Raw genomic sequence first — 24,762 nt, 5'->3', positions numbered from 1 at the left:
AACAAACACATGAAACATTTATTAACAACTAGCATTTTGCTTTTATTTAGTATTCTTATTTCTTGTAAAAATGAAACTAAACCAAATTCAGAAGAAAAAGCAAATTTAGAATCAGAAACCACAACAACTGTTACAACAGAGAATATCCCTTTCATTTGGGAAGGTGCCAATGTATATTTTTTACTAGCCGACAGATTTAAAAATGGAGACACTTCTAATGACGAGGTTTTAGATCGATCAAAAGAAACAGGTATTCTACGAGGTTTTGAAGGTGGAGATATAAAAGGAATAATTCAGAAGATTGAAGATGGTTATTTCGAAAAACTTGGAATTAATGCTCTTTGGGTAAACCCTTTAGTAGAACAAATTCATGATAGTGTAGATGAAGGAACAGGTAATACTTATGCTTTTCACGGATATTGGGCAAAAGATTGGACCTCCATAGATCCAAATTTTGGAACTTATGATGATCTTAAGAAATTGGTAGATGTAGCTCATCAAAATGGAATTAGAATCCTGATGGATGTGGTTATAAACCATACGGGACCTGTAACAGATAAAGATCCTAAATGGTCGGATGATTGGGTTCGTACAGAACCTCAATGTTCTTATAAAGATTATGAAACAGCTGTAAAATGTACATTGGTAAAAAATCTTCCTGATGTAAAAACCGAAAATGATGATGAGGTAAAATTACCAGAAGCATTAAGTAATAAATGGAAAGAAGAAGGAAGATTAGAAGCAGAAATGGATGAATTAGAAATCTTTTTTGCAAAAACAGGTTTAAAAAAATCTCCCAAAAACTATATTATTAAATGGTTAACGGATTATGTAAGGGAACTTGGAATTGACGGATATCGTGTGGATACAGTTAAACATGTAGAAGAAGGTGTTTGGGGTGTTCTAGCGGAACAAGCCAAAATAGCATTTGCAGAATGGAAAAAAAACAATCCCGATAAAGTACTAGATAATAATGAATTTTATGTTTTAGGAGAATTATATGGGTATGGTATTGATGGAAAACGATTTTATGATTTCGGAGATCGTAAAGTAGATTATTTTGCAAATGGGTTTGATAATCTTATCAATTTTCAATTCAAATACGATGCTAAACGACTAAATTACGAGAAACTGTATAGTAAATATAGTACTGCACTACAAACAGGTCTGATAGGAAAAAGTGTTATGAACTATATCAGTTCTCACGATGACGGAGACCCATTTGATAAAGAAAGAAAGAAAACTTTTGAATCTGCTACTAAGTTATTATTAACTCCAGGAATTTCTCAAGTTTATTACGGTGACGAAACTGGTAGATCTTTAATCGTAGAAGGAACCGAAGGTGATGCTACTTTAAGATCAAATATGAATTGGGAAGATTTGGAAAAAGAAGAAACAAAATCATTATTACTACACTGGCAAAAACTTGGTAAGTTCAGAAAAGATCATCCGTCTATTGGTGCAGGAAAACATAAAATGATACAAGAAACGCCTTATGTTTTTTCGAGAAAATATACTAAAGATGGTAACGTTGATGGAGTTATAATTGGATTAAATCAACGAAAAGGAACAAAAACAATAAAAGTTAATTCAATTTTTAAAGATGGTACAGCTTTAACGGATACGTATTCAGGAATAGAAGCTACTGTAAAAGATGGAAATGTTACGATAAAATCTGATTATGAAATTATATTACTAGAGGCGAAAAAATAATCGAAATTACATATCGACTCACGTTAAATAGGACGGCTCAAATTTTGATTTGAGCCGTCCTATTTCTTTTTGAGGCGCCGGAATCACATTGAATTTAGACATTTGGATTATCAAACATCTAAAACAAATTCAATCATGAAAAATGTAATTAAAATGATAATAACTCCAATAACAATGACGTATTGGTTTTTTGATTTACTATTTGCGCTTCCAAGAATATTATGTGGATACTTTCTAGCAGTAAATTTTGGTGGGAGTAAATTTGGAGTACCCTGGAGTCCTAAAGGTTCACCAGATTTAGGTTTTCTAGAAGTAGTAGATTGGTTCCCCCAAGATATTGCAGAATACGGAGGCGTTTTTGCTTTATTTCCAACATTCTTTGCTTGGATGGGAGCAGCTAGCGAGGCCATTGGTGGTGTATTTCTTGCATTAGGTTTAAAAACTAGAATTGCTTCTTTCTTTATAATGTGTACAATGTTGGTCGCAATATTTTTTCAAAAATGGGATAATGGGATTTGGGGTATGTTACCAGCGATGGGTTTCTTATGGATATCCATCTATAATCTAATACTAGGTTCAGGAAGGTTCGGAATTGATTATTTATTATCAAAAACGAAACATTTAATATCAAACGAAAATGTAATCCAAAAATCAATTTAAAACACAAAACCATGAAAGCATTTATAAATACTATACTATTATTATTCAGTTTAACAACGATTGGACAAATAAAAGGAAACAAAAAAATAGAAACCAAAACCTTTAATGTAGAAAATATAGAATCCATAAAAATTAATTTTTATGCACAAGTAATCATAGACAATTCTAAAAAAGAGACCCTTATTATCACCACAGATACAAACCTTTTTGAATACATTGATAAAGAAGTAGTAGGTGGAACTTTATACTTAGATCAAAAAAAATGGATACAACCCTCTAAAAATGTAAAGATTATCATTGGAGCACCTAACATAAAAAAAGTAGAAAGCGGAACTCACGATTCTACAAAAATTATTAACCTAGACAATGATTATATTAAGGTTGTTGCGCCTATAGGTAAAATAGTTTTAGAAGGAAAAACAAAGGAATTACGTATTGCAGCAGAAGTTGCTTCGATAGATGCGTCAAATTTAACTGCAGAAAATGCTAGAATAGATATATGGAGTTGGGGTTCTGCAAATGTTCGGGTACTCAATGAAATCGATGCCAAACTATCTAAAGATGCTACACTAAAAATCCTGAATACACCCAAAAAGGTTAAAGGAGACGCGAAAAAAACTAGAAATAGAAATAATAAAACAAAAAACAATCTTACGGAATATATTAAGTTCAAAATCAAAAACAACTCTCTAAGCAGAAATCATTTTTTAGTAATAGGACCGAAACCTGATGGATCTAAATTTAGTTATGGATTTCCCATGATGCCGCAAGCAATAAGAAAAGAAAATTGGACAACTGGAACTAAAGTATATAAGGTGAATAAGCTTGGAAAAAGAAAATTATTAATAACAATAAAAAAAGAAGATAAAGATAAAATTGTAACACTGTTTTAATTACGAAATACCCCAAGAAGAACTTACCTCCTGTATTCAAGGAGGTAAGTGTTGGGGAAAACAAAAAAAGTAAGGGAAAAATTGTAATTGGAATACTTTTCAAAGATAAAGAGGATTAAGGAATTTTGGTTACGGTTAAACCTCAAACTTTAGCCGGAATACAAGCATACAAGGCTTTTTTGAAGAATAAACAGTTACCTATCAATACATTAAGGGGAATATTCCTCTCTTTTTTTTGTTATAAAAATTGGAGATTTATTTTTTAACACTAAAAAATAAATTTATTTGTTTTAAAAGATTTTAAAGATTTATATAAAGGGTTAAATTTGCCAGAATCATTTTTTTAAACCATACTAATTTTATCATCCTTGGAAAATAAAAAGGCACTCAAATTAATAGACAAAATTCTGACTGATCTAGGACAATCTGGTATCAACACAGACACACTAATTGAAGATCTTAAAACCCTAAGAACTTTTGCTTTAGAACAACAAGTACCTTTAGTGGTTAAGGTTTTAAGACTTACCTACGAACATATAGAAGAAAATGATAGTTTCTTAATCCCAATTCCTGATGATGAACCTATTGAAGAAAATGAAACTCCAGTAGAAACAGATAAAGACGTAAATCCAGTAGAAAGTCTTATGTATCTTATTTCATTATTGAAAGATCTGAAAAACAAAATGAATGTAATGGATTTGGCTGATTATAGAGATGCCTTAAATGCCTAAAATAGATATCCATTAAAGTATTTATATCTAAATAAAGAAAGACCTTGAAAAATCAAGGTCTTTTTTGTTCGAAAACACATACTAAACTAAATACTTTTTACGTTAGCAACCAATCATTTAGACAAAAAATAGAAAGTTGTAATGATAATAACATTTTATCGACAAATTTTATGATTTTATAAACGTCAAAAAATCAATTAAATATTATTTTTGTCCCCTTGAGGAAAAATTGTTATGAAAATGAATCCCCGATCTGTTAAAAAAACAAGATTGCAGTTATTGCATCAGTATTATAGTTATACTGGTTTTTATAAGTTTTTAGGTACTAGTCTTAAAAAGGCATTACCTCCTATTCTATTATTTATTGCTGGATTATTAATCGTTAATTACTTTGTTATAAACATTAACGATCTTTTATTATATGTAACGAAAAACTACTCTGATTATATAGTTTTTAGTGTGTTTTTCGCTTCAGAATCTCTTTTAGGTCTTATACCACCAGAAATTTTTATTGCATGGAGTGATAAGACGAGTAGTCCAATATTATACTTATCCATATTAGCTCTATTATCATATCTAGGTGGTGTTATTTCATATTTTATTGGAAAATCAATTACTAAGATTCCTTCGGTTCATGAATATCTAGAAGTAAAAATGGCAAAACACATAAAAAACACCCGTAAATGGGGAGGTTTTTTAATTGTTGTAGGTGCATTATTGCCTATACCCTTTTCTATAACAAGTATTGCTGCGGGAATGATTAGATATTCGTTTACAAGTTATTTACTGTTCGGATTATTAAGGTTTGTTAGATTTTATTTGTACGCAGCTGCAATTTTTAATCTGGTATAATAACCAATCAATAATTCCTTTTATTGATTATATAAATCGAAAAATCATTTCGTAACTTTTTTATGGAAGAATTAATCAGGTACTTTTATAAACTATTAGTTTCTTATGGTATTTCAGAAAACACAGCAGAATATTTAAATGTTCTTATAGGAACATTTGTTTTACTAGTGGTACTCTTTGTTATAGATCGAATTATAAGAAAAGTAGCACTTAATCTTTTTAAAAGTTATGCTTCTAAATCACGAAACACTTTTGATGATTATTTAGTAAAAAATAAGACTTTTGATTATTTATCTCATATAATACCGTTATCCATTAGTATCTGGGTATTTCCACAATTATTTATTGCTTTTCCTACTACAGAAAGTTACTTAGAGATACTTTTTGATATTTTGGTCATTGCTTTAACTATATGGATTGTAAGAAGCATACTTAGAACATTTAGAGATTTTTTAAAATCTTTAGAATCCTTTAAGGATAAACCCATAGATAGTTATGTTCAAGTATTCATGATCATAGTTTGGTCCATTGGTGGTATTTTTATCTTTTCGTCAGTCACAGGAAAATCTATCTGGACTTTTCTTACTGCTCTTGGCGCTATGTCAGCAGTAATTCTATTGATTTTTAAAGATACTATTTTAGGTTTTGTAGCTAGTATACAAGTAGCAGTTAATGATACCGTTAGAATTGGAGACTGGATTACTATGGATAAATATGGAGCCGATGGCGATGTAGTAGAAATTAATTTATCTTCTGTTAAGGTGCAAAATTTTGATAAAACGATTACTACAATACCAACATATCATCTAACTTCGGAATCATTTAGAAATTGGAGAGGAATGATGGATTCTGGAGGAAGAAGAATTAAAAGAGCGCTACTTATAAAAGCTTCGAGTATTAAATTTCTATCTGAAAATGACGTGAATCGTTTAAAAAAAATAGAACTTATTAAAGACTACCTAGAAGATTCACAAAGCAAAATAGAATCTTATAACGCAGAAAATAATATCAATAAAGAAGTTCTTGTAAATGGTAGGAATCTATCTAATATGGGAGTTTTTAGACGCTATGTAGAATCATATCTAGAAAATCACCCTTATGTAAATAACAATATGACTATAATGAGTAGACAACTAGCTCCTACTTCACAGGGTATTCCTTTAGAAATCTATGCATTTAGTAATGATAAAATCTGGAAAAACTATGAAAAAATAGTGGCAGATATTTTTGATCACTTACTATCTACTATCTCCTATTTTGATTTAGAAATATTCGAATTAGATTTTAATCATAAAAAATAGATAATAAGTAAGATTTAATGCCTTTTGAGCGTTAAATTTGCATTCAATTTTAAATAATACATATGGTTGGTGCTTTCAGAATAATCAGTTACTTAGAAGGAATTTCATATCTACTCATCTTATTTATTACAATGCCTTTAAAATATTTATTTGCGTCTCCAGAACCAAATAAGGTAATCGGTATGGCTCATGGTTTTCTGTTTTTGATTTATATCGTTTTTGCTTTTTTAATTAAAGCAGAAAGAAAATGGAATATTAAGACTTTGGCAATTGTACTCTTATGTTCTATAATTCCTTTTGGTACTTTCTGGATGGATGGTAAATATTTATCAAAGAAGTAAAACGCTTTTAATAAAAAAAGAGCTTTTCATCACTGAAAAACTCTTACACTTACATTTGATATTGATTACAAATACCAAAAATCTCCACTTCCATTGCCTGCACAAGAAGCCTGATATCCGTTAATAATACAATCAGTATCTTCTGTTCTACCAACACAGGCTTGAGAAAACCCTACACTAGAGCCTCCTCCAGTTCCTGTACCAAAACATATACTGGTTAATGTACGCATTCCTCCATTAATAGCTTTTTGTTCGTTCTTAGAAATCTTTTCAGCAAAATCTAATTTCAAAAATTTGTGTAACATAATAATAAAATTTTAGGTTTTAAAAATATTAATAGCACAATAACTTCTACCCTTGTATAAGTGCAAAATTTTGCGCTCCTCTATAATTAATATCAAAACTTTAAAGTATGTTACTATATATTTTGTTAAAAATAATAAAAGCCAATATTTCTTTTAGCACTACTCCTTATAACTTTCTGGATGGATGAAAAATACTAGTCTAAAAATTAACTGTTCCGTTAAAATCTCCTTCAAATTCAGTATGCAAATTTATAACAGAGTGAAAACCATTTCTTTTTGGTTGTAATGATAAACTTCCATCTCTTAACTGTATTTGTTGATTATTTAATAGTACTTCCAATATTCTATTTTGCTGTGAACAATCACAATTATCTTCATAGCTATGGTAATTGAAATCTTGAAGATTAGCAGCTACAATTATTAATTCTAATACATCTCCAGAATCTAAAAAATAAATAACACTTTCTGAACCAACAGGATTAGATTCTAATCTTGCACGAGTTACTTGATATATTTGACGACCAAAAGGACCGTTTTGATTTTGAATTTCTCCATAACTTACATTTTCATTATGCGTACATAAGTGATCACAGTTATGTATAACAGGAGCAGAGGGTTTTGTATCAACTCTTGTATTTTTTCTTTGTTCTATTACAATATCAGGAACTGGAATATTTATACTTATGTCAATAGAAACATCTCCTCCTATCCTAACTTGACCATGTGATTTAAGACCTAGTAGTAAACATACTAGAATGACAAAGTTTCTGAAAGATTTCATAGTAAATTTTTAAGATGGTTTATGTTACTAGCTATCTTATCAAATAACATACCAATCTTAAAATATTATTCGGGATATTCGATTCGGAGATGATAAATATTAGTAAGCTTACGTTTGAATACTTTTTTTACCTGTTGAATTTCTTTAAAAGTAATATTTGCATTAAGAAATTGCCCATCTTCCATTTGCTTATTAACGATTTTTTCTACAAAAGAATCTATTAAACTACTGGTAGGGTTTTTTAAACTTTTAGAAGCTGCTTCAACACTATCGCTCATCATTAAAATAGCCGTTTCTTTAGAAAATGGTTTTGGACCAGGATATTGAAAATCTTCTATATTAACATTTTCATTAGTCTCCTTAGCTTTCATATAAAAATAGTAAACAGTACTTGTTCCGTGATGTGTTCTTATAAAATCAATCACTCGATCAGGAAGCTTGTTTTTCTTTGCTATTTCGATACCACGAATTACATGATTTATAATAATCTTAGCACTTTCTTTAGGAGATAAAACGTCGTGTGCATTTCCTGATGCTGTTTGGTTTTCCGTAAAAAAAGTAGGATTGGCCATTTTACCTATATCGTGATAAAGAGCTCCTACCCTAACAAGCATTACATTTGCTCCTATCTCATTAGCAGCAGCCTCGGCAATATTTGCAACATTAAGCGAATGATGAAATGTTCCAGGAGCTTTATCCGATAATTCTTTTAATAGAGATGAATTGGTATCACTCAGTTCTAAAAGAGAAACATCAGAGATCAAACCAAACATTTTCTCATAAGCGTAAATTAATGGATGTACAATTAACGTTGCAAAACCACTTATAACAAACAATCCTATAGTTGTCCAATCAATATCACTAATACTCCCTTCATGAATAATATGAAAGGCGATATATGCTACAATATAAATAGCGGTAATTTGTCCAACGGTAATAAACAAATTTGCCCTTTTATAAGACTCCGAAATAGTTAGTATAGTAACGATTCCAGCAATAATCTGCAAAAAAGTATACTCATAACTATTGGGTACAACAAAACCTAAAATCAATACAGTTACAACATGTGTAAATAACCCAAGTCTCGAGTCAAAAAATGCTTTTAGAATTAATGGCAAAATACATAATGGTACTATATAAATATAATCCGATTTATATTTTACTACCAATGTAGTTATCAATACCATTAATAAAACATTGAACGCTATAAATGTTACCTGGGTATTATTATCATAGATATCTCTTCGATATTTTCTAATAAAAAGTAATAACATTAAGAGCGCCAAAGCCACTAAAATACCATATCCAAAAACAATCCAATAAAAATTCTTGTCACTCCAAACCTGAGATTCATATTCAGCTTTTAGCGATGTTAATATTTGTAATCGATTGCCTTCTACAACTTCTCCTTTTGCTATAATTCTACTACCTTTAGAAACACTACCTCTTGTTGTGAGAACTTGCGACAATTCATTTTCGAGGGTACTCTCAGTTAATTTTTGATTAAGGGTAACGTTTGGCTTAATTAGATCATAAAACAATGCAACAAAACCACTTTTAAACTTTGTATACTCACTCTTATCTATTCTTGAGTTAATAAGCGTTGTTACTTGATTTGGAGTTAATATTTGTCCAAAAGTAATAGCTTCTGCTTTGTTACCTTTATTAAGAAATATTTGTCGTTTATTTTCATAACTATATGCCTCTTGTAATACACCATATCGATAAATATCATTAAGAATAATTCTACCAAAAAGTTTTGCTTGCTTTCCAGAACTACTTTGATCTAATACTTCTAGATTACTTTTAAAAGCTGCTTCATATCTATCTTTAGCCAAGTTTGATACGATAGTATCATATTCAAAATAAGGAATAATATTATCTTCAATTCTTTTTTTCTCGGCAATAATCTCGTCTTCCGTCTTTGCTATAGCAAAATCAAAAGGAGCATATAAATTTTCATACTGCCAAGGTTTACCTTTGGTAAATTCATACTTAAAAACACCTCCCTTTGGAAATAGGTAAACAATAAGTATTAATGTAATTACAAAAAGAAAAACCTTATATAAAAAGGACTGATTTTTATAAAAATTATTTAAAAAATTCTTCACAAGGATATTCGTATATATAACTCAAAAGTACTAAAAAATAAGTCAGTATAAAGAAGTCTAAAAAATACTACTTCAATACTATTTAATAATCAATAATTCAATCAAAAACTTAGCTATGTATATCCTCTAAAAATCCTTAAATTCGCAGAATAACAAACACACATATTAAATATAGTATAATGAGCAAAGACGTTGTAATAGTATCGGCAGCACGTACACCAATAGGTAGTTTTTTAGGCAGTTTATCCACTGTTCCTGCTACTCAATTGGGATCAATAGCAATTAAAGGTGCATTAGATAAAATTAACTTAGATCCTTCATTGGTTCAAGAGGTATTTATGGGAAATGTAGTACAAGCAGGAAATGGTCAAGCTCCGGCAAGACAAGCTGCTTTAGGTGCCGGACTTAATGATACTGTTCCTTGTACTACTGTAAATAAAGTATGTGCTAGTGGAATGAAAGCTGTAATGCACGCTGCGCAAACTATTGCATTAGGAGATGCTGATATAGTCGTTGCTGGTGGAATGGAAAATATGAGTTTAATTCCGCACTATGTAAGACTTAGATCGGGTCATAAATTTGGTTCGCAAACATTAGAAGATGGAATGCAAAGAGATGGTTTAGTTGATGTATATGATCAAAATGCTATGGGAGTTTGTGCAGATTTATGTGCTACTGAACATAACTTTAGTAGAGAAGATCAAGATGCATTTGCCATTCAATCTTATGAACGTTCTGCTAAAGCTTGGTCAGAAGGTAAATTTGAGAATGAAATAGTTCCAGTACCTGTTCCTCAGCGTCGTGGTGAGCCTATTATGATTACTGAAGATGAAGAATACAAGAATGTAAAAATGGAAAAAATTCCTGCATTACGTCCTGCTTTTACAAAAGAAGGAACAGTGACAGCAGCGAATGCTTCTACTATAAATGATGGTGCTGGTGCTGTCGTAGTAATGAGCGAAGAAAAAGCAGCTGAACTAGGATTAAAACCATTGGTGAAAATTAAAAGTTATGCAGATGCTGCGCAGGAACCAAAATGGTTTACTACAGCACCCGCAAAAGCTTTACCAAAAGCAATTGATAAAGCAGGTATTTCTTTAGATGATGTAGACTTTTTCGAATTCAATGAAGCATTTTCTGTAGTTGGGCTGGCAAATATGAAAATACTTGGATTAAATGATTCTAATACAAACGTTAACGGTGGTGCTGTATCATTAGGACATCCTCTAGGATGCTCAGGTGTTCGTATCCTGATTACTTTGATGAATGTGCTGGAGCAAAATAATGCAAAAACCGGAGCTGCAGCTATATGTAACGGAGGTGGTGGAGCTTCTGCAATGGTAATCGAACGTGTGTAACACAAATTAAAAGGATTAGCAATCCAAATTTATTAAATGTCTAATATATAGTAGCTATAAATATTCATGCTATACGGTATTTGCAATCTTAGTATTGTGCCATTACGTTTTGAACCCAATGATCCAAGTGAAATGGTATCACAAGTTCTGTATGGTGAACACTTTAAAGTTTTAGAAAAACGAAAAAAATGGAGTCGAATCCGTTTAGCATTTGACACATATGAAGGCTGGATCGATAATAAACAATATATAGAAATCACTGAGGACCGATACAAAGAGTTTAACACCAAATCGTTGGATGTCAGTGCAGACTTAATTGATTTTGTTAGTTGTGAAGACAATCAATTGATGCCAATTGCTTTGGGATCCTCTTTAGGAGCGCTAGATTTTTTTAAACATCAATATGATGGTAATAGGATTACAGAAATACAATCTAAAGAAAAACTGGTAGAAACTGCTTATCTATTCCTTAATGCACCTTATCTATGGGGTGGTAAGACCAATTTTGGTATTGACTGTAGTGGTTTTACACAAATGGTCTATAAATTAAATGGATACAAATTATTACGTGATGCTTCTTTGCAAGCAACACAAGGAGATCCTTTAAGCTTTATAGAAGAAAGTGAGCCTGGTGATTTGGCCTTTTTTGATAATGAAGAAGGAGCAATTACTCATGTAGGTATTATTATGAAAGATAACTATATTATCCACGCACACGGCAAAGTGCGCGTGGATCGTATAGATCACACTGGAATTTTTAATGGAGAAAAACGACTATATACTCATAAATTAAGAGTTATTAAACGAATAGTTTAAAATCTATAATAATGACACCTCTAGAACTAAAAATAATAAATGTTCTCCCTAAGGATAGTCGTAAACTTCTAGAAATTGGTCGCCAAACCTTTTATGATGCCTTTGGCCCTCCTCATAATACTCCCGAAAACATAGATTATTACTTAAATCAAAGTTTTACTTTAGAAAAAATCACAAGTGAAATTCTCAATCCAGAATCTCAATTCTTCTTTGCACTGCACAAAGGAGAAATTATCGGCTATTTTAAGTTAAACACTGGTAAAGCTCAAACTGAACTCATAAAAGGAGAATCAATAGAAATAGAACGTATTTATGTTGTAAAGGAGTATCAAGGTAAAGGTATTGGACAGCAATTGTTTGATACTATTATCCTAATTGCAAAACGTCAGAAGAAAGATTTTATATGGTTGGGAGTTTGGGACGAGAACACAGATGCGATAAGGTTTTATGAACGAAATGGATTTGAAACCTTTGACAAACATAGTTTTATGCTAGGTACTGACAAACAAACCGACATAATGATGAAGCTCGTTTTATAAATAATTTTAAAATTTAGTATTTTTATAACAGTATTATAATTAGGTTATAATTAATTTTGAAACGATCATTTCATTAAAATATGCCAAAAGTAGAAACTTTCGATAGAACCAATGTACTGCAAAAAGCAACCGAAATATTCCATAAAAAGGGATACAACGGGACTTCTATGCAAGATTTGGTAGATGCTACTAATCTTAATCGATCAAGTATCTATAATTCTTTTGGAAGTAAATTAGGAATGTTTATGCAAGTACTTTCTTTTTACCAAAATGCAGGTAACAAGAATATGAGTAAAGAAATTGTAAATACTCACAACGCTTCTGATACAATACTCTCAATTTTCGAATGGTATTTAAAAGATATCATAAAAGACAAAGATCGTAAAGGTTGTTTAATCGTAAACTGTAAATCAGAAATGTCCAATCAAGAACCATTAATACAGTCTTTTATGGAGCAAAATCAGGAACAAATGATTGCGCTTTTAGAAGATGTTGTGCATAACGGTCAAATGGAAAAAGTTTTTAACGAAAAACAAACTGCTGGACAATATGCTTTATATTTATATTCATCCATCCAAGGTTTAAGAATGACAGGAATCCTAAATTCGAATGAAAGTGAACTTAGAAATTTAATCAAAACGGTACTAACGGTACTATATTAATATTTTTTTTAACTTAATTTGAAACGATTATTTCAAATAAAAACACATATAAAATGAGTAAATTAAACAACAAAGTAGCAGTAATTACAGGAGCTAATAGTGGAATTGGCTTAGCAACTGCTAAGTTATATCTTCAAGAAGGTGCCAAAGTAGTAGTCTCTGGAAGAAGACAAGAAGCTCTTGATGAAGTAGCGAAAGAACTAAAAGGAGACTTTATAACGGTCAAAGCGGATGTTAGTATCGCTGCAGATAATAAAAGGCTTATAGAAGAAGCAACCAACAAATATGGAAAAATTGACATATTATTTTTAAATGCTGGAATTGCAACTCCTACTCCAACCACTGATGTTACAGAAGAACATTATAACAACATTTTTGATATAAACGTAAAAGGTCCGATCATCGCTACTAAAGAAGCTTTACCCCATATCAATGATGGAGGGACAATTCTATTTACAAATTCTGTTGTTCATCAAAAAGGATTTGATGGATTAGGCATATATTCAGCATCAAAAGGTGCATTACGTGCATATCAGAGAGTTTTGACATCCGAAGTGAAATCAAGAGGTATTAGAGTAAATGCAATAGCTCCTGGACCTATTGAAACACCTCTTTATGGCAAGATGGGATTACCAGAAGATGTTGTAGAAGAAATGGGAAAAGGATTCGCTGAACAAGTTCCTTTAGGACGTTTCGGAAGCTCTGATGAAATTGCCAAGTCTGCACTATTTTTAGCTTCTGACGATGCTTCTTACATTAACGGTGTAGAATTAGAAGTTGATGGAGGGTTAAGTCAGATTTAGAATATTGAAATTAAAAATAGGAATATGTTTTATTTTATGACATATTCCTATTTCAATTTTATAAACTACTCGTCTTATTTTTAATTTTTTATGAAAATTTCACTTCTAATATTCCCGTTCTTTTCTGCCTTTAAAATATATCCTCCTCTTCTAAAATCTTCTATATTAATTTGAATTTTAAACACTTCTTTTTCCATAAATTGCTGGCTTTCCAAAATCAAATCACCTTTTAACAGACTATAAATTCGAATATTTATAATTCCTTCGTTTTTTGAATTGAATTTCAGATCAAGTATATCTTTTACAGGATTTTGTAATATTTCTACACTAAAATTACGTCGAGGAAAATAGGGTCTGCTTGATATCTTTCTTATATTCCCTAATCCACTAAGTTCAGAAACATATAATGCAGTCCCTGTTCTATTAGCTATAATCCCTGCTGGATAAGAAAAGGTAGCCTCGGAAATATCTCCATCCATATCTCCGTTAACACTTCCTGCGAAAACGGAAACATCATCAATTTTTCTAGGATTGATTTTATAAATTTTGTGCTCTCCATAATTGGTACCAAAAAGTGAACCATTTGCATAAGCGATAAACCCTAAGAAAGGAAAATCTGTTCCAGAATCAGGAACTGTGGCAATATATTCTAATTCTTCACTTCTAGTATTTAATTTATATATTTTTCGATCATTAAAGTTACCAATATATAGCACTCCTCTTCGATCAAAAGCTAAACCTACTGGAGCATTAAGTGGTTCTCCTGTATATAATACCTTAACTGTTCCATCAGGCAATAACTCTTTGATTCCATTATTACGTACATCAGTAAAAATAATCGAATTTCTTAACCTTGATTGAATCATTCCAGAAGGTATACCATCTACAGGAAAGCTTTTTAGCAAATTCCCTTCCTTATCATATTTATGAATAACGGATGCACTAAATTCTGCTATGAAAAGATTGCCCTGACGATCAAAAGCCAATCCATTAGGATTAGCCAATCCAGAAACAAATACACTTACTTCTCCTGATCGTGAAATTTTATAGACTGAATCTCCAAAAAAATTAGAACCATATAAATTACCTCTGAAATCTAAAGCCAAAGCATCATCTACAACCGCATCCGGAGAATCTAAAACTGTAGTCACCTCTTGACAATAGACTACCGATGATACTATAACTAATATTAAAACATATAGTTTTCTCATTTTTTTGTTCTTTTTAAATTAAATAAATAGATGATGTGTTTTCGTTATTTCAATTTAAAATTATTTGTTTTTGTGATATCTCTATATCACTTTGAAGTAGATTGCCTTTTTTTTGAAGTGAATACCTCATATTTTGATGTGAATGCAATTAATAAGCGATTAACATACATTTTTTGTTTAAATTGTTCCATAAGCGCATAACAAAAATGAAGATATACCTGAGAAATGAAAATTTCAGCTTTAATAATTGATGATGAACCTTTAGCAAGGAATTTAATTAATAACTTACTTAGAACAGAACCCATGATTAATGTCATTGGTATATGTAAAACTGGAAAGGAAGCTATTTTAATGATCGACAAATTAAAACCTAATCTTATTTTTTTAGATATAAAACTAAAAGATATGACCGGTTTTGATATTCTAGAGAGAATTTCAGTAAAAGCTCCTATGATAATATTTGTAACTGCCTTTGACGCTTATGCACTAAAAGCTTTTAATTTTTTTGCTTTTGATTATTTATTAAAACCCTTTAATGAAGACCGGTTTTATGTATCTGTCAATAAAGCTATTGAAGCTTTTCATAAAAAAGACACTTCTCAGCTCCAAAAAAAAGTAAATAACCTAATGAGTCATGTTCGTATTGCAGATAAAAACCCTATCAAAAAACTTCCTATTCCATTAAGGAACAGAACTATATTTATTCCTCTAAATGAAATTATATATATAACTGCGTCTAACTATTATGCAGAAATATATACAGAAAGTAAGAAGTATCTTCTTAGAGAATCTCTACAAAACCTACTTAATATATTAAATCCAGAACATTTTATAAGAATTCATCGATCTACAATTATCAATATTGATTTTATGAAGGAACTTATAAACTCAAGCTACGGAGCGATTCATGTAAAAATGAAAGACAGTAATCAGTTTAGAATTAGTAAAAGTTATAAGAAAGAGTTTTTAACCAAAATGGGAGTATAATTGAAAAAAATAATAGATAGAAAACTATTCTTAATCCTTATGGGGTACGTCAGTGGATACAAAACAGTGACAATACTACAGGAATTTTTTTTAAATTATCTTGAAGGTAGAGCTATTGAAAATACCGAATGGTTCCGCATAATCATTGAACAATTAATCCCTACAACAATTATCATTACTCCTATCGTTTTCATTATTCTTATAGTAACTAAAATTATGATTAATCGAAACTATAGGTGGATATTTATCATTGCCATCCATTTCGTATTATCGTGGATTTATGGATTACTTGTTACTTTATCAGGAGTCATCTATTTAATAATTACTGAAAATACTACTACTCCCTTATCTAAAAATGAAATCATATCTGAACTAGTGCATTCTTCAGGGCGTGATTTTCTAGGTTATGTAGGTTTCGTAAGTATCATCTATTCTTATTATTACATCAATAGAACCAGTAAAATGGAGGTGCAAAAAGCACAATTATCAGAACAGCTTATTAATTTTAAAATGGAGGCGTTAAAATCTCAACTAAACCCTCATTTTCTTTTTAATACGCTAAACAGTATTTCCGCTTTAATCATAGAAGATCAAAAAAAAGCACAGGATATGATTGTTTTTTTAGGAGATTTATTACGAGAAGTTTTAATCATTAAAAATGAAAATTTAATCCCTTTACATCAAGAGATATCATTATTAAATAAATATATAGACATTATGAGAATACGATTTTCTGATCATTTAATAATGAATATTCAAATAGAAGAAGATATCGAAGATGCCTTAATTCCCAGTATGATTATTCAACCTATTATTGAAAATTCATTTAAGCATGGATATTCTTATACTGTAGAAAACCTTAGAGTCAAACTAAGTATTTCGAAAAAGAATGATCAATTATTAATTAACATTACCAATGATGGAGAGGCCATAAAAGATATTGAAGCTTCAGGAATGGGTATTAAAAATATAAAAGATAGATTATTTACCCTTTATAATAAGAATTTTGACTTCACATTCAAAAACCTAAAAAACAATACTGGTGTAGAAACTGTTATTAGAATACCTGTGGAATATTAAAAGTTCAAGGATTTATAATCATTTATTTCACAAGTTCAACCAATACGTGATTTTTAAGACTATGGAACGAGTTCTTACATCAAAAGCAAAACGGTTCATCTGATCATCTACATTTCCTGTTAAATAATTATCTGTATAAACCAGAATTAAATCCGACACTGGGGCAAATCTCCATTGAATTCGGGCATTAATATTAGTATTATTATCTTGTGAATTATATTGCACAAAAACGGATGTAAATAGACTTTTAGAAAACGTGTAATCTATCCTAGGACTAATTAAATAAGTTTCTCGTGTACCATCTAAGTGAGGTAAATCAAACACATTAACCGCATAATTTAAAGAGAAAAATCCTTTGGGCTGAAATCGTAGATTAAAACCACCTCTAGTACCATATCTCCAACCATTAAAATATTCTCCGATATAAGGACTTATGTTCCAACTAAATACTTTTCTTCTATCACTACGATAGTTACCAGTAAAACTTACCCAAGAAAAATCTTGGTCTGCTTCTAACTCGATTGAATCAGTACCTGTTGGATCAAATGGATCAAAAAGATATACATAACTATGATTTAGATTAAACCCGAAATTTGATCTTTGCGTCAATTCCCCTCCTAACCCAACTGAAAAAAAATGATCCGTTTTTCCAAATTCAGGTCTCCAAAAGACATCTGCCTCAGCGCCATAACTATAGTTATTTAAAAAATCATTTTGAGGATAATACCTAAGTTCTGCAGAAGGACTAATTCTTACATAATTGGTTCTAGGCGTAAATCCAACTTCTGCATTATAATCTTCGTGGACATATTCATGCTTCCATAATGCTCCAAATTTCCTAGTATTATAATTCAACGTTGTGCCTTGTGCTATCGCCATATCGGTATCAGGAGAGAAAGTTGAGTGAATAAAACTTTTTCCAAACCAAGTATTACTTTTAGTAGAATAGTTATAGTCCAGTCCTATCATTCTATTATACCGATTTATATCTAAGGTATCTAGATTTTCGTCAAAATTTACAGTTTGTTTGTTTACACCAATAATTCCAATATTAGAACGTACTCCGATCTTTCTTTGTATAACTCCAACACCAAAATTTGTTCCTGGAATTCCTTGCGACTTACTAGAAGCTGTTTGCATGTTTAGCAAACCGACTCTGGTCTTCGGATCTAACTTCCCACTTATACGAAGACCTCCATAAATTCTATTCTGAACCAATTCTTCATTAACTACATCTTCTCCTGCTCCAATACGTCTAGAGAAAAATGGATTAATATTAGAAAAACCAAACTGTCCAAAAAGATCAGCATTTTCAAGAAAAAATTGCCTTCGTTCTGGAAAAAAAATTTCAAAACGATCTAGGTTGGTTATTTGTTCATCAACTTCGACCTGAGAAAAATCGGGATTTACGGTTAAATCTAAATTCAAACCAGGTGTTAATGCAATTTTAGCATCACCTCCTACTTCAAAAATTTGATCCGTTGGTAGATTATCCTCATAGTTCTTATTGATCCCTGTAGAAACAAATGGGATCAAAGAAACCGCACTACTTTTAGTGACTAGATCTTCTTCCCAAATCATCTCTGCGGGATATGCTAACGTGAAAACAACTTGATTTCGCGGTGTTCCTGGGTACGTACTTATTTCATTAGACTGTGTGTCAAATCGATAAGAAGTAAATCCCCATTTCTTAGACGGCGTTGGATATCTAAAAGTGCTAAAAGGAATCTCTAGTTCTGCCGTGTAATAGCCATCATACTTTTTGGCATTCCCTCTCCACTTATTGTCCCAAGAAGTAGAAAAATCCTGAAAAACATTTCCTCCATTACTTATAGTTCCTTCTCTTAGAACACCTTCTGGATTAATTCCAAAATAGAATGCATTGGTTTGATCATCAAAAGTATCGAATAGTAAAGTGATATTATCATTTCCTCCTGCACGATAGTCCCTACGCAAGGATTCTATTACCCAATCATTTCCTGCAGCATAACATTTAATTCCTATGTACAAATTTTTCTTGTCTGTACACATGTATATTTCTGTTTGCGCAGCAGCTGGTAAAGAATCATTTGGGAAATACTGTGTAAAATTTTTAGCAGGCTCTAACTTTGTCCAGATAGCTTCATCTAACTTACCATCAATTGTTATACTTTCTGAAGTGGTACCAACAATAAAAGACCTTTTTTCGGTAGTATTTTTTTGGGAAAAAACTTGATGTCCTAAACTAAATAAAAGTACAGTAATCCAAAATCTCATGCTAAAGCTTCGTATTTATTCTTAATAATCAGTAGTTTTTGATATTGAATTCTCAAAAATATAATACGAAAGCTTAGTTTATGTTAAAATTATTACAAACAAAACCATAAGATTTTGGATATACTTTGTTCCATAACGTATTATAGTTCTAAAATTTGTCTAATCATTTGATTGGTAAAACCCCACTCATTATCATACCAGATCATAATTTTAACCAAATCACCATCTACTACTCTTGTCATAGATGCATCCACAGTAGAAGCAAAAGGATTCATTTGTATATCAGAAGAAACGATAGGTTCATAGGTAACATCCAAAACTTTAAGATATCTATCGGTTTTAGCTTCTTTTAAAAGTATTTCATTAATTTCTTCAGCAGTAGTGTTTCTTTCGGATATAAATGTCACATCGCTTACGGAACCAACAGGTACAGGAGTTCTAACAGCTATACCATCGAATTTACCTTCGAATTGTGGCAACGCTTTTGTTGTTGCAATTGCTGCTCCTGTCGAAGTTGGTGTAAGATTAACTGCACCTGCTCTACCCATCCTGGGGTTTTTCTTTGATGGCGAATCAACCAAAGTTTGAGAAGCCGTATATGCATGAATTGTATTTAATATTGCTTTCTTAATTCCAATGGTACGTCCTAAGATTTCTACAACTGGGCTAATATTATTAGTAGTACAACTAGCACAAGAAAATATGGCTGTTTTTCCATCCTCTGTATTAACTCCATGAACTACTGTTGGTGTATCTTTACTTTTTGTTGGTCCAGAAATCACAACATTAGTAGCTCCAGCTTTAATATGTTTTTCTGCATCTTCTCTATTCGTAAAGAAACCTGTACTTTCTATTACTATATCAATATTGTTTTCTTTCCAAGGAAGTTGTTCAGGGTCTCTTTGATTGAAGTATAATATCTTCTGATCATCTACATGTAAATGATCCTCGTGTATACGTACTTCTTTATCATAAATACCATATACACTATCGTATTTTAGTAAATACCGGGCATTATCAATTGACATTAAATCATTAATTGCTACTACTTCTAAACCTGGTTCCTCCATGATTACTTTAAGTGCAGCTCTCCCGATTCTTCCGAATCCATTTATTGCTATTCTTTTCATATCTTATTTTTTGTTGGTATTAAAATGTGGTAAAAACTATGGTTAGGTAGTCGATTAAATACTACTAAAATTACATCATCCATCTATTAAAGGAACACCATTTAAATCTGTTGTTAACACATCACTCATATAATCAAAATATGGTCTTAACAACCTATAATGATATATAAGTTTTTCTAAGAAATCTTCTGCAAACACCTCTTTATCGGTAAATTCGTGTTCTACAAAAAATGATTTGTTTTTAATCAAATCAATTGATGGGTGATCTTTACTAAATCCTTTGGGCGCAGTTTTTACTTGATAACCTGTATTAAAACCTCCAAATGCTTTTTTAAAATCTGAATGATCTAAAATATCTCTAATTTCTTGATCATCCATTTCGAACTCTTTTCGAATACGCAATAAATCTTTAGGTTCTGGGCTAAAAAAACCACCAGCCATGCGAGAATTACCAGGTTCTAATCTTAAATAATATCCTCCTCTTCGATGTGCTCCTGCCCGACTAAAGCTAACGCTTCTATGCACATTATATGGAGTTTTATCTTTACTAAAACGCACATCCCTATTAATTCTAAACACCTTAGTTTTCTCTATCTCATCTTCTTCATTTAACTTTTCCGTCACTGAAGCATAAAATGCTTTCAAATCCTTCTCATTAGATTGATAACGTTTTTTATGTTCTTGCATCCAATCCCTATGATTGTTCTTTTTTAGGTCTTTTAAAAACTCGAATGCCAATTCAGGAATTCTAATCTCCATATATTTTGATTTAATGATTATATTTTTATTGTATTGAGGTACGCTATACTAACTTTTCCTTAAAAAATTGTATCGTGCGACTCCAAGCCAACTCTGCAGCTTCTTTGTCATATCTTGGCGTACTTGTATTGTGAAAACCATGATTTACTTCCGGATAAGTAAAAGCCTCATATTCTTTATTTTCTTTTTTAAGAGCTTTTTCATATTCAGGCCAACCTTCATTAACACGCTTGTCGAGGCCGGCAAATTGAAGCATCAACGGAGCTTCTATTTTATCAATATCCTCTTTAGGTTGACTTCCATAAAAAGGTACAGCAGCAGATAGATCTGCTATTTTTACTGCCATCATATTAGAAATCCATCCTCCAAAACAAAATCCTACCACGCCAATTTTACCATTACATTCTTCATGTTGTTTTAGGTATTTATATGCTGCTATAAAATCTTCTAGCATTTCATTTCGATCTCTTTTTCTTTGCAATTTTCTCCCTTCATCATCATTACCTGGATATCCTCCTAACGGAGATAACGCATCAGGCGCAATGGTAATAAAACCATCCAATGCTGCTCTCCTTGCAGTATCTTCTATATAAGGGTTTAATCCTCTGTTCTCATGCACTACTACAATTCCTCCTAATTTTTGTTTTACATTCTTAGGTTTAGAAAACAATGCTTTTATTTCTCCTCCACCTTTTTCCGAATCGTATGTAATGTAATTAGAATCTAATTGAATGTTGTTTTTATCAACTATCAAATTATCCGAGTAATTAGGCATCAAAAAACTCATCAAAGATGGAACGGTAATTCCTCCTACTGCATAGATACCTAACTTTTCAATAAATTCTCTTCTCTGAATCTTACTATGTGCGTACTCATCATATAAGTTGAACACCTCTTGTTTAATATCTTCCTTTTTGAGTTTTTTCATAATCTGTGTTATTGTTATTTGATAAATTAAGTTTTTTTTCTGTACGCATTGCATCACTAACTATGACTACACAAATCAATAAATATAGATAGCGTTTTAGTAAACCTTTATAAAGGTAATTCATCTTCAAAGAATACCAAACCGTCTTATCTTTTTAACCAAATTTTATGTATTACTATCAATTCTAGCTATTCTTTGTTATTATTATTGTAAAAATGTAAGTATTTGCATTTAAATAAGACCTCTCTATTTCTTTATTCTATATATTTACTAGACTTTTCAAAACAGGCACTATGACTAAAGAAAGAGAACAAATTATAGCTAAGATTGAAAAACAGAAAAAGAATCCTAATCTAAAGCTAAAACTTAAGGAGAGAACAGAGTATTTCACTAATCTTCTTTTTTATACTTTATTCGATTCTGATACAGAAGTAGAGAAAAACATCGCTATACTGGAACAAACCTTTGAAGAGTTGGTAGATCTTGCCTGTTGGGAAACTGAAAGACCTTGTTGTAAAATATGGCAATCTTATTTAGAAAAGCTCCCTGAAATATTACAAAAACTTAATAAAGATGCAGATTCTTTTATAAAAAGTGATCCTGCAGCTAATTCTATAGAAGAAGTATATCTTGCGTACCCTGGATTTTATGCGATTGCAATCTACAGATTAAGCCACGAATTATTAAAATTCGGATTACCACTTATACCAAGACTTATGACGGAGTATTCTCATAGATTAACTGGTACAGACATTAATCCTGGAGCAGAAATTGGAGAATCATTTTTTATTGATCATGCTACAGGAATTGTTATTGGAGAAACTGCAATTATAAAGAATAATGTAAAAATATATCAAGGTGTAACGTTAGGTGGCTTATACGTGGATAGAAAGCTTCGCAATGTAAAAAGACATCCAACAGTAGAAGATAATGTTACCATTTATGCGAATGCAACGATACTTGGTGGCACTACTGTTATTGGAGCAAACAGCACTATTGGCGGTAATGCTTGGATAACTTCTTCAGTCCCAGAAAATTCGATTATATCAAACACATCAGAAATCAAGATAAAAAAAGTAATTTAATGTCCCATACCATTTTAGATCTCATCGGAAATACACCTTTAGTAAAAGCTACTTCCCTAATTGATAACCCAAACATAACATTATACTTAAAACTAGAAGGGCATAATCCTGGAGGAAGTGTAAAAGATCGTGCAGCTTATAACATGATAAAGTCTGCTTTAGATCGAGGAGATATTGATAAAAACACAAAATTAATAGAAGCGACGAGCGGAAATACTGGGATAGCACTAGCAATGATTGCAGGTATTTTTGATTTAGATATTGAACTTGTGATGCCAGAAAATTCTACCAAAGAACGTGTTCAAACCATGAAAGCGTATGGTGCAAAAGTGACCTTAACATCAACAGATGTTGGTATCGAAGGAGCACGTGATTATGCAGAAGCAAAGGTAAACAATGACGGATACGTTATGTTAAATCAATTTGCCAATGATGACAACTGGAAAGCCCATTATAAAACTACTGGTCCCGAAATTTGGAAAGATACTGATGGAAAGATTACACATTTTGTTTCTTCTATGGGAACTACGGGTACCATTATGGGGACATCCACATATCTAAAAGAACAATCTAAAGAAGTTCAGATAGTAGGTGTACAACCCACAGATGAATCCAGAATTCCTGGAATAAGAAAATGGCCCAAAGAATATTTACCAAAAATATTTAACCCTTCAAAAGTAGATCAAGTCATTGAAGTTAGTCAGGAAGAAGCTACAGAAATGGCTAAAAGACTCGCTAAAGAAGAAGGTGTTTTTTCTGGTATGAGTAGTGGTGGATCTGTTACCGCAGCACTAAAATTAGCAAAAACAATAGATAGTGGAGTTCTTGTTGCAATCATCTGTGATCGTGGAGATCGTTATCTAAGTTCTGATTTATTTTTATAATTCGTCTCACATCGAATATTATGGCTTCAATTATATGAAATTTAATATATAGAAATTTCATTAATTTTATGATTCATAACAAAAAACATAAAAATGAAACTAGGTACATTTTCTATAAGTCTAAATGTAAAAGATATTAACGTCTCAAAAGAGTTTTATGAAAATTTGGGGTTCGAAGTATTTGCAGGTGATATAAAAAATAATTATTTGATAATGAAAAATGAAAAAACTCTTATTGGGCTTTTTCAAGGAATGTTTGAAAATAATATTATTACTTTCAATCCAGGATGGGATCACCAAGCTAGTAAAATTGAAAACTTTGAAGACGTAAGAGAAATTCAAAAACATCTCAAAACCAAAAATATACAATTACAAAAAGAAGCAAACGAAAATACCAGTGGTCCAGAAAGTATCGTATTAACAGATCCTGATGGAAATACAATCTTAATTGACCAACATATCTAAGGGATCAAAAAGCAGTCAAGCTTTATGTTTATTCATCTGGCTTTTGAAAAAAAGGCAACAACTATAAACATTTTAATAAGCTCTACAATATCATTTATTTTTTGACAGCTT

25 protein-coding genes are annotated in these 24,762 nt (G+C 31.2%); 17 read left to right on the top strand and 8 right to left on the bottom strand.

Features of this window, described 5'->3' with window-relative positions; genetic code table 11:
* Positions 1 to 9 precede the first annotated feature (9 nt).
* From NMK29_RS08220 to NMK29_RS08190, 7 genes are all read left to right on the top strand, one after another.
* The gene (locus tag NMK29_RS08220; protein ID WP_108804348.1) at positions 10 to 1,713 is read left to right on the top strand and encodes an alpha-amylase family glycosyl hydrolase; all 1,704 of its coding nucleotides are present in this window, start codon (positions 10 to 12) and stop codon (positions 1,711 to 1,713) included.
* 135 nt (positions 1,714 to 1,848) lie between these two features.
* Positions 1,849 to 2,373 (top strand): DoxX family protein, encoded by a 525-nt coding sequence (locus NMK29_RS08215; protein ID WP_108804349.1) that lies wholly within the window; start codon positions 1,849 to 1,851, stop codon positions 2,371 to 2,373.
* A gap of 11 nt (positions 2,374 to 2,384) precedes the next feature.
* On the top strand, positions 2,385 to 3,266 hold the full coding sequence (locus NMK29_RS08210) for a GIN domain-containing protein (RefSeq protein WP_108804350.1): 882 nt from the start codon (positions 2,385 to 2,387) through the stop codon (positions 3,264 to 3,266).
* Between the two features lie 368 nt (positions 3,267 to 3,634).
* Positions 3,635 to 3,997, top strand: coding sequence for a hypothetical protein (locus tag NMK29_RS08205; protein ID WP_027391348.1), 363 nt, complete (start codon positions 3,635 to 3,637; stop codon positions 3,995 to 3,997).
* 234 nt (positions 3,998 to 4,231) lie between these two features.
* On the top strand, positions 4,232 to 4,849 hold the full coding sequence (locus tag NMK29_RS08200; protein WP_108804351.1) for a YqaA family protein: 618 nt from the start codon (positions 4,232 to 4,234) through the stop codon (positions 4,847 to 4,849).
* A 62-nt stretch (positions 4,850 to 4,911) separates the two neighbouring features.
* A complete protein-coding gene (locus NMK29_RS08195) occupies positions 4,912 to 6,150 on the top strand; it encodes a mechanosensitive ion channel family protein (RefSeq protein ID WP_108804352.1) in 1,239 nt (412 codons plus the stop codon).
* A 62-nt stretch (positions 6,151 to 6,212) separates the two neighbouring features.
* On the top strand, positions 6,213 to 6,491 hold the full coding sequence (locus NMK29_RS08190) for a DUF3817 domain-containing protein (protein ID WP_027391345.1): 279 nt from the start codon (positions 6,213 to 6,215) through the stop codon (positions 6,489 to 6,491).
* A gap of 65 nt (positions 6,492 to 6,556) precedes the next feature.
* Here the strand turns inward: NMK29_RS08190 and NMK29_RS08185 are convergent, their stop codons facing one another.
* The 3 genes from NMK29_RS08185 to NMK29_RS08175 all read right to left on the bottom strand — a co-directional run bounded on the left by NMK29_RS08185 (position 6,557) and on the right by NMK29_RS08175 (position 9,688).
* Positions 6,557 to 6,796: a hypothetical protein gene (locus NMK29_RS08185; RefSeq protein ID WP_027391344.1), complete on the bottom strand. Its 240-nt coding sequence runs from the start codon at positions 6,794 to 6,796 to the stop codon at positions 6,557 to 6,559.
* 199 nt (positions 6,797 to 6,995) lie between these two features.
* Positions 6,996 to 7,577, bottom strand: coding sequence for a hypothetical protein (locus tag NMK29_RS08180; protein WP_108804353.1), 582 nt, complete (start codon positions 7,575 to 7,577; stop codon positions 6,996 to 6,998).
* Positions 7,578 to 7,642: 65 nt separating this feature from the next.
* On the bottom strand, positions 7,643 to 9,688 hold the full coding sequence (locus tag NMK29_RS08175) for an HD family phosphohydrolase (RefSeq protein ID WP_108804354.1): 2,046 nt from the start codon (positions 9,686 to 9,688) through the stop codon (positions 7,643 to 7,645).
* A 179-nt stretch (positions 9,689 to 9,867) separates the two neighbouring features.
* Here NMK29_RS08175 and NMK29_RS08170 point away from each other — a divergent pair, with 179 nt between their 5' ends.
* The 5 genes from NMK29_RS08170 (at position 9,868) to NMK29_RS08150 (ending at position 13,866) form a co-directional block, all read left to right on the top strand.
* Positions 9,868 to 11,046: an acetyl-CoA C-acyltransferase gene (locus NMK29_RS08170; protein WP_108804355.1), complete on the top strand. Its 1,179-nt coding sequence runs from the start codon at positions 9,868 to 9,870 to the stop codon at positions 11,044 to 11,046.
* A 66-nt stretch (positions 11,047 to 11,112) separates the two neighbouring features.
* Complete coding sequence (locus NMK29_RS08165) at positions 11,113 to 11,862, top strand: C40 family peptidase (protein ID WP_108804356.1); 750 nt, start codon at positions 11,113 to 11,115, stop codon at positions 11,860 to 11,862.
* An 11-nt stretch (positions 11,863 to 11,873) separates the two neighbouring features.
* Positions 11,874 to 12,401, top strand: coding sequence for a GNAT family N-acetyltransferase (locus tag NMK29_RS08160; RefSeq protein ID WP_108804357.1), 528 nt, complete (start codon positions 11,874 to 11,876; stop codon positions 12,399 to 12,401).
* Between the two features lie 80 nt (positions 12,402 to 12,481).
* Positions 12,482 to 13,063, top strand: a complete 582-nt coding sequence (locus tag NMK29_RS08155) for a TetR/AcrR family transcriptional regulator (RefSeq protein ID WP_108804358.1) — start codon at positions 12,482 to 12,484, stop codon at positions 13,061 to 13,063.
* Between the two features lie 53 nt (positions 13,064 to 13,116).
* Positions 13,117 to 13,866, top strand: a complete 750-nt coding sequence (locus NMK29_RS08150) for an SDR family NAD(P)-dependent oxidoreductase (protein WP_027391337.1) — start codon at positions 13,117 to 13,119, stop codon at positions 13,864 to 13,866.
* An 80-nt stretch (positions 13,867 to 13,946) separates the two neighbouring features.
* On the opposite strand, the gene NMK29_RS08145 is transcribed toward NMK29_RS08150, so the two are convergent.
* Positions 13,947 to 15,077 (bottom strand): T9SS type A sorting domain-containing protein, encoded by a 1,131-nt coding sequence (locus NMK29_RS08145; RefSeq protein WP_108804359.1) that lies wholly within the window; start codon positions 15,075 to 15,077, stop codon positions 13,947 to 13,949.
* A 225-nt stretch (positions 15,078 to 15,302) separates the two neighbouring features.
* Between NMK29_RS08145 and NMK29_RS08140 the strand changes: the two genes are divergently transcribed.
* Together NMK29_RS08140 and NMK29_RS08135 are read left to right on the top strand one after the other, a co-directional pair.
* Positions 15,303 to 16,064, top strand: a complete 762-nt coding sequence (locus NMK29_RS08140) for a LytTR family DNA-binding domain-containing protein (RefSeq protein ID WP_108804360.1) — start codon at positions 15,303 to 15,305, stop codon at positions 16,062 to 16,064.
* On the top strand, positions 16,065 to 17,144 hold the full coding sequence (locus NMK29_RS08135) for a sensor histidine kinase (RefSeq protein ID WP_108804361.1): 1,080 nt from the start codon (positions 16,065 to 16,067) through the stop codon (positions 17,142 to 17,144). It begins immediately after the preceding gene.
* A gap of 27 nt (positions 17,145 to 17,171) precedes the next feature.
* Here the strand turns inward: NMK29_RS08135 and NMK29_RS08130 are convergent, their stop codons facing one another.
* The 4 genes from NMK29_RS08130 to NMK29_RS08115 all read right to left on the bottom strand — a co-directional run bounded on the left by NMK29_RS08130 (position 17,172) and on the right by NMK29_RS08115 (position 22,217).
* The gene (locus tag NMK29_RS08130) at positions 17,172 to 19,400 is read right to left on the bottom strand and encodes a DUF5916 domain-containing protein (protein WP_108804362.1); all 2,229 of its coding nucleotides are present in this window, start codon (positions 19,398 to 19,400) and stop codon (positions 17,172 to 17,174) included.
* A gap of 140 nt (positions 19,401 to 19,540) precedes the next feature.
* Positions 19,541 to 20,530 carry a type I glyceraldehyde-3-phosphate dehydrogenase gene (locus NMK29_RS08125; RefSeq protein WP_108804363.1) on the bottom strand — a complete coding sequence of 330 codons (990 nt, stop codon included), beginning with the start codon at positions 20,528 to 20,530 and terminating at the stop codon, positions 19,541 to 19,543.
* 75 nt (positions 20,531 to 20,605) lie between these two features.
* Entirely contained in the window at positions 20,606 to 21,289 is a 684-nt protein-coding gene (locus NMK29_RS08120) for a DUF2461 domain-containing protein (RefSeq protein WP_108804364.1), read from the bottom strand.
* A gap of 43 nt (positions 21,290 to 21,332) precedes the next feature.
* Positions 21,333 to 22,217: a dienelactone hydrolase family protein gene (locus NMK29_RS08115; protein WP_108804365.1), complete on the bottom strand. Its 885-nt coding sequence runs from the start codon at positions 22,215 to 22,217 to the stop codon at positions 21,333 to 21,335.
* Positions 22,218 to 22,510: 293 nt separating this feature from the next.
* On the opposite strand from NMK29_RS08115, the gene epsC reads away from it, so the two are divergent.
* The 3 genes from epsC to NMK29_RS08100 all read left to right on the top strand — a co-directional run bounded on the left by epsC (position 22,511) and on the right by NMK29_RS08100 (position 24,651).
* Complete coding sequence (epsC, locus tag NMK29_RS08110; RefSeq protein ID WP_108804366.1) at positions 22,511 to 23,302, top strand: serine O-acetyltransferase EpsC; 792 nt, start codon at positions 22,511 to 22,513, stop codon at positions 23,300 to 23,302.
* Positions 23,302 to 24,186, top strand: a complete 885-nt coding sequence (cysM, locus tag NMK29_RS08105) for a cysteine synthase CysM (RefSeq protein WP_108804367.1) — start codon at positions 23,302 to 23,304, stop codon at positions 24,184 to 24,186. The genes epsC and cysM overlap by 1 nt, the downstream gene beginning before the upstream one ends.
* 93 nt (positions 24,187 to 24,279) lie before the next feature.
* Complete coding sequence (locus NMK29_RS08100; protein WP_108804368.1) at positions 24,280 to 24,651, top strand: VOC family protein; 372 nt, start codon at positions 24,280 to 24,282, stop codon at positions 24,649 to 24,651.
* Positions 24,652 to 24,762: the final 111 nt, after the last annotated feature.

The sequence above is a fragment of the Aquimarina sp. Aq107 genome, assembly GCF_943733665.1.
Taxonomy (GTDB): Bacteria; Bacteroidota; Bacteroidia; order Flavobacteriales; family Flavobacteriaceae; genus Aquimarina.
Note: the sequence above shows the minus strand (reverse complement) of the source record. Positions and strands in the feature narration are given on the sequence as shown.

What these genes read in the sequence shown, in the direction of transcription:
- NMK29_RS08180 (WP_108804353.1), bottom strand. Translation starts at nt 7,577, where the DNA reads ATGAAATCTTTCAGAAACTTTGTCATTCTAGTATGTTTACTACTAGGT.
- NMK29_RS08195 (WP_108804352.1), top strand. Translation starts at nt 4,912, where the DNA reads ATGGAAGAATTAATCAGGTACTTTTATAAACTATTAGTTTCTTATGGT.
- NMK29_RS08115 (WP_108804365.1), bottom strand. Translation starts at nt 22,217, where the DNA reads ATGAAAAAACTCAAAAAGGAAGATATTAAACAAGAGGTGTTCAACTTA.
- NMK29_RS08190 (WP_027391345.1), top strand. Translation starts at nt 6,213, where the DNA reads ATGGTTGGTGCTTTCAGAATAATCAGTTACTTAGAAGGAATTTCATAT.
- NMK29_RS08160 (WP_108804357.1), top strand. Translation starts at nt 11,874, where the DNA reads ATGACACCTCTAGAACTAAAAATAATAAATGTTCTCCCTAAGGATAGT.
- NMK29_RS08120 (WP_108804364.1), bottom strand. Translation starts at nt 21,289, where the DNA reads ATGGAGATTAGAATTCCTGAATTGGCATTCGAGTTTTTAAAAGACCTA.
- NMK29_RS08130 (WP_108804362.1), bottom strand. Translation starts at nt 19,400, where the DNA reads ATGAGATTTTGGATTACTGTACTTTTATTTAGTTTAGGACATCAAGTT.
- NMK29_RS08210 (WP_108804350.1), top strand. Translation starts at nt 2,385, where the DNA reads ATGAAAGCATTTATAAATACTATACTATTATTATTCAGTTTAACAACG.
- NMK29_RS08185 (WP_027391344.1), bottom strand. Translation starts at nt 6,796, where the DNA reads ATGTTACACAAATTTTTGAAATTAGATTTTGCTGAAAAGATTTCTAAG.
- NMK29_RS08215 (WP_108804349.1), top strand. Translation starts at nt 1,849, where the DNA reads ATGAAAAATGTAATTAAAATGATAATAACTCCAATAACAATGACGTAT.
- NMK29_RS08220 (WP_108804348.1), top strand. Translation starts at nt 10, where the DNA reads ATGAAACATTTATTAACAACTAGCATTTTGCTTTTATTTAGTATTCTT.
- NMK29_RS08100 (WP_108804368.1), top strand. Translation starts at nt 24,280, where the DNA reads ATGAAACTAGGTACATTTTCTATAAGTCTAAATGTAAAAGATATTAAC.
- NMK29_RS08170 (WP_108804355.1), top strand. Translation starts at nt 9,868, where the DNA reads ATGAGCAAAGACGTTGTAATAGTATCGGCAGCACGTACACCAATAGGT.
- NMK29_RS08145 (WP_108804359.1), bottom strand. Translation starts at nt 15,077, where the DNA reads ATGAGAAAACTATATGTTTTAATATTAGTTATAGTATCATCGGTAGTC.
- NMK29_RS08155 (WP_108804358.1), top strand. Translation starts at nt 12,482, where the DNA reads ATGCCAAAAGTAGAAACTTTCGATAGAACCAATGTACTGCAAAAAGCA.
- NMK29_RS08200 (WP_108804351.1), top strand. Translation starts at nt 4,232, where the DNA reads ATGAAAATGAATCCCCGATCTGTTAAAAAAACAAGATTGCAGTTATTG.
- NMK29_RS08140 (WP_108804360.1), top strand. Translation starts at nt 15,303, where the DNA reads ATGAAAATTTCAGCTTTAATAATTGATGATGAACCTTTAGCAAGGAAT.
- NMK29_RS08150 (WP_027391337.1), top strand. Translation starts at nt 13,117, where the DNA reads ATGAGTAAATTAAACAACAAAGTAGCAGTAATTACAGGAGCTAATAGT.
- epsC (WP_108804366.1), top strand. Translation starts at nt 22,511, where the DNA reads ATGACTAAAGAAAGAGAACAAATTATAGCTAAGATTGAAAAACAGAAA.
- NMK29_RS08125 (WP_108804363.1), bottom strand. Translation starts at nt 20,530, where the DNA reads ATGAAAAGAATAGCAATAAATGGATTCGGAAGAATCGGGAGAGCTGCA.
- NMK29_RS08165 (WP_108804356.1), top strand. Translation starts at nt 11,113, where the DNA reads ATGCTATACGGTATTTGCAATCTTAGTATTGTGCCATTACGTTTTGAA.
- cysM (WP_108804367.1), top strand. Translation starts at nt 23,302, where the DNA reads ATGTCCCATACCATTTTAGATCTCATCGGAAATACACCTTTAGTAAAA.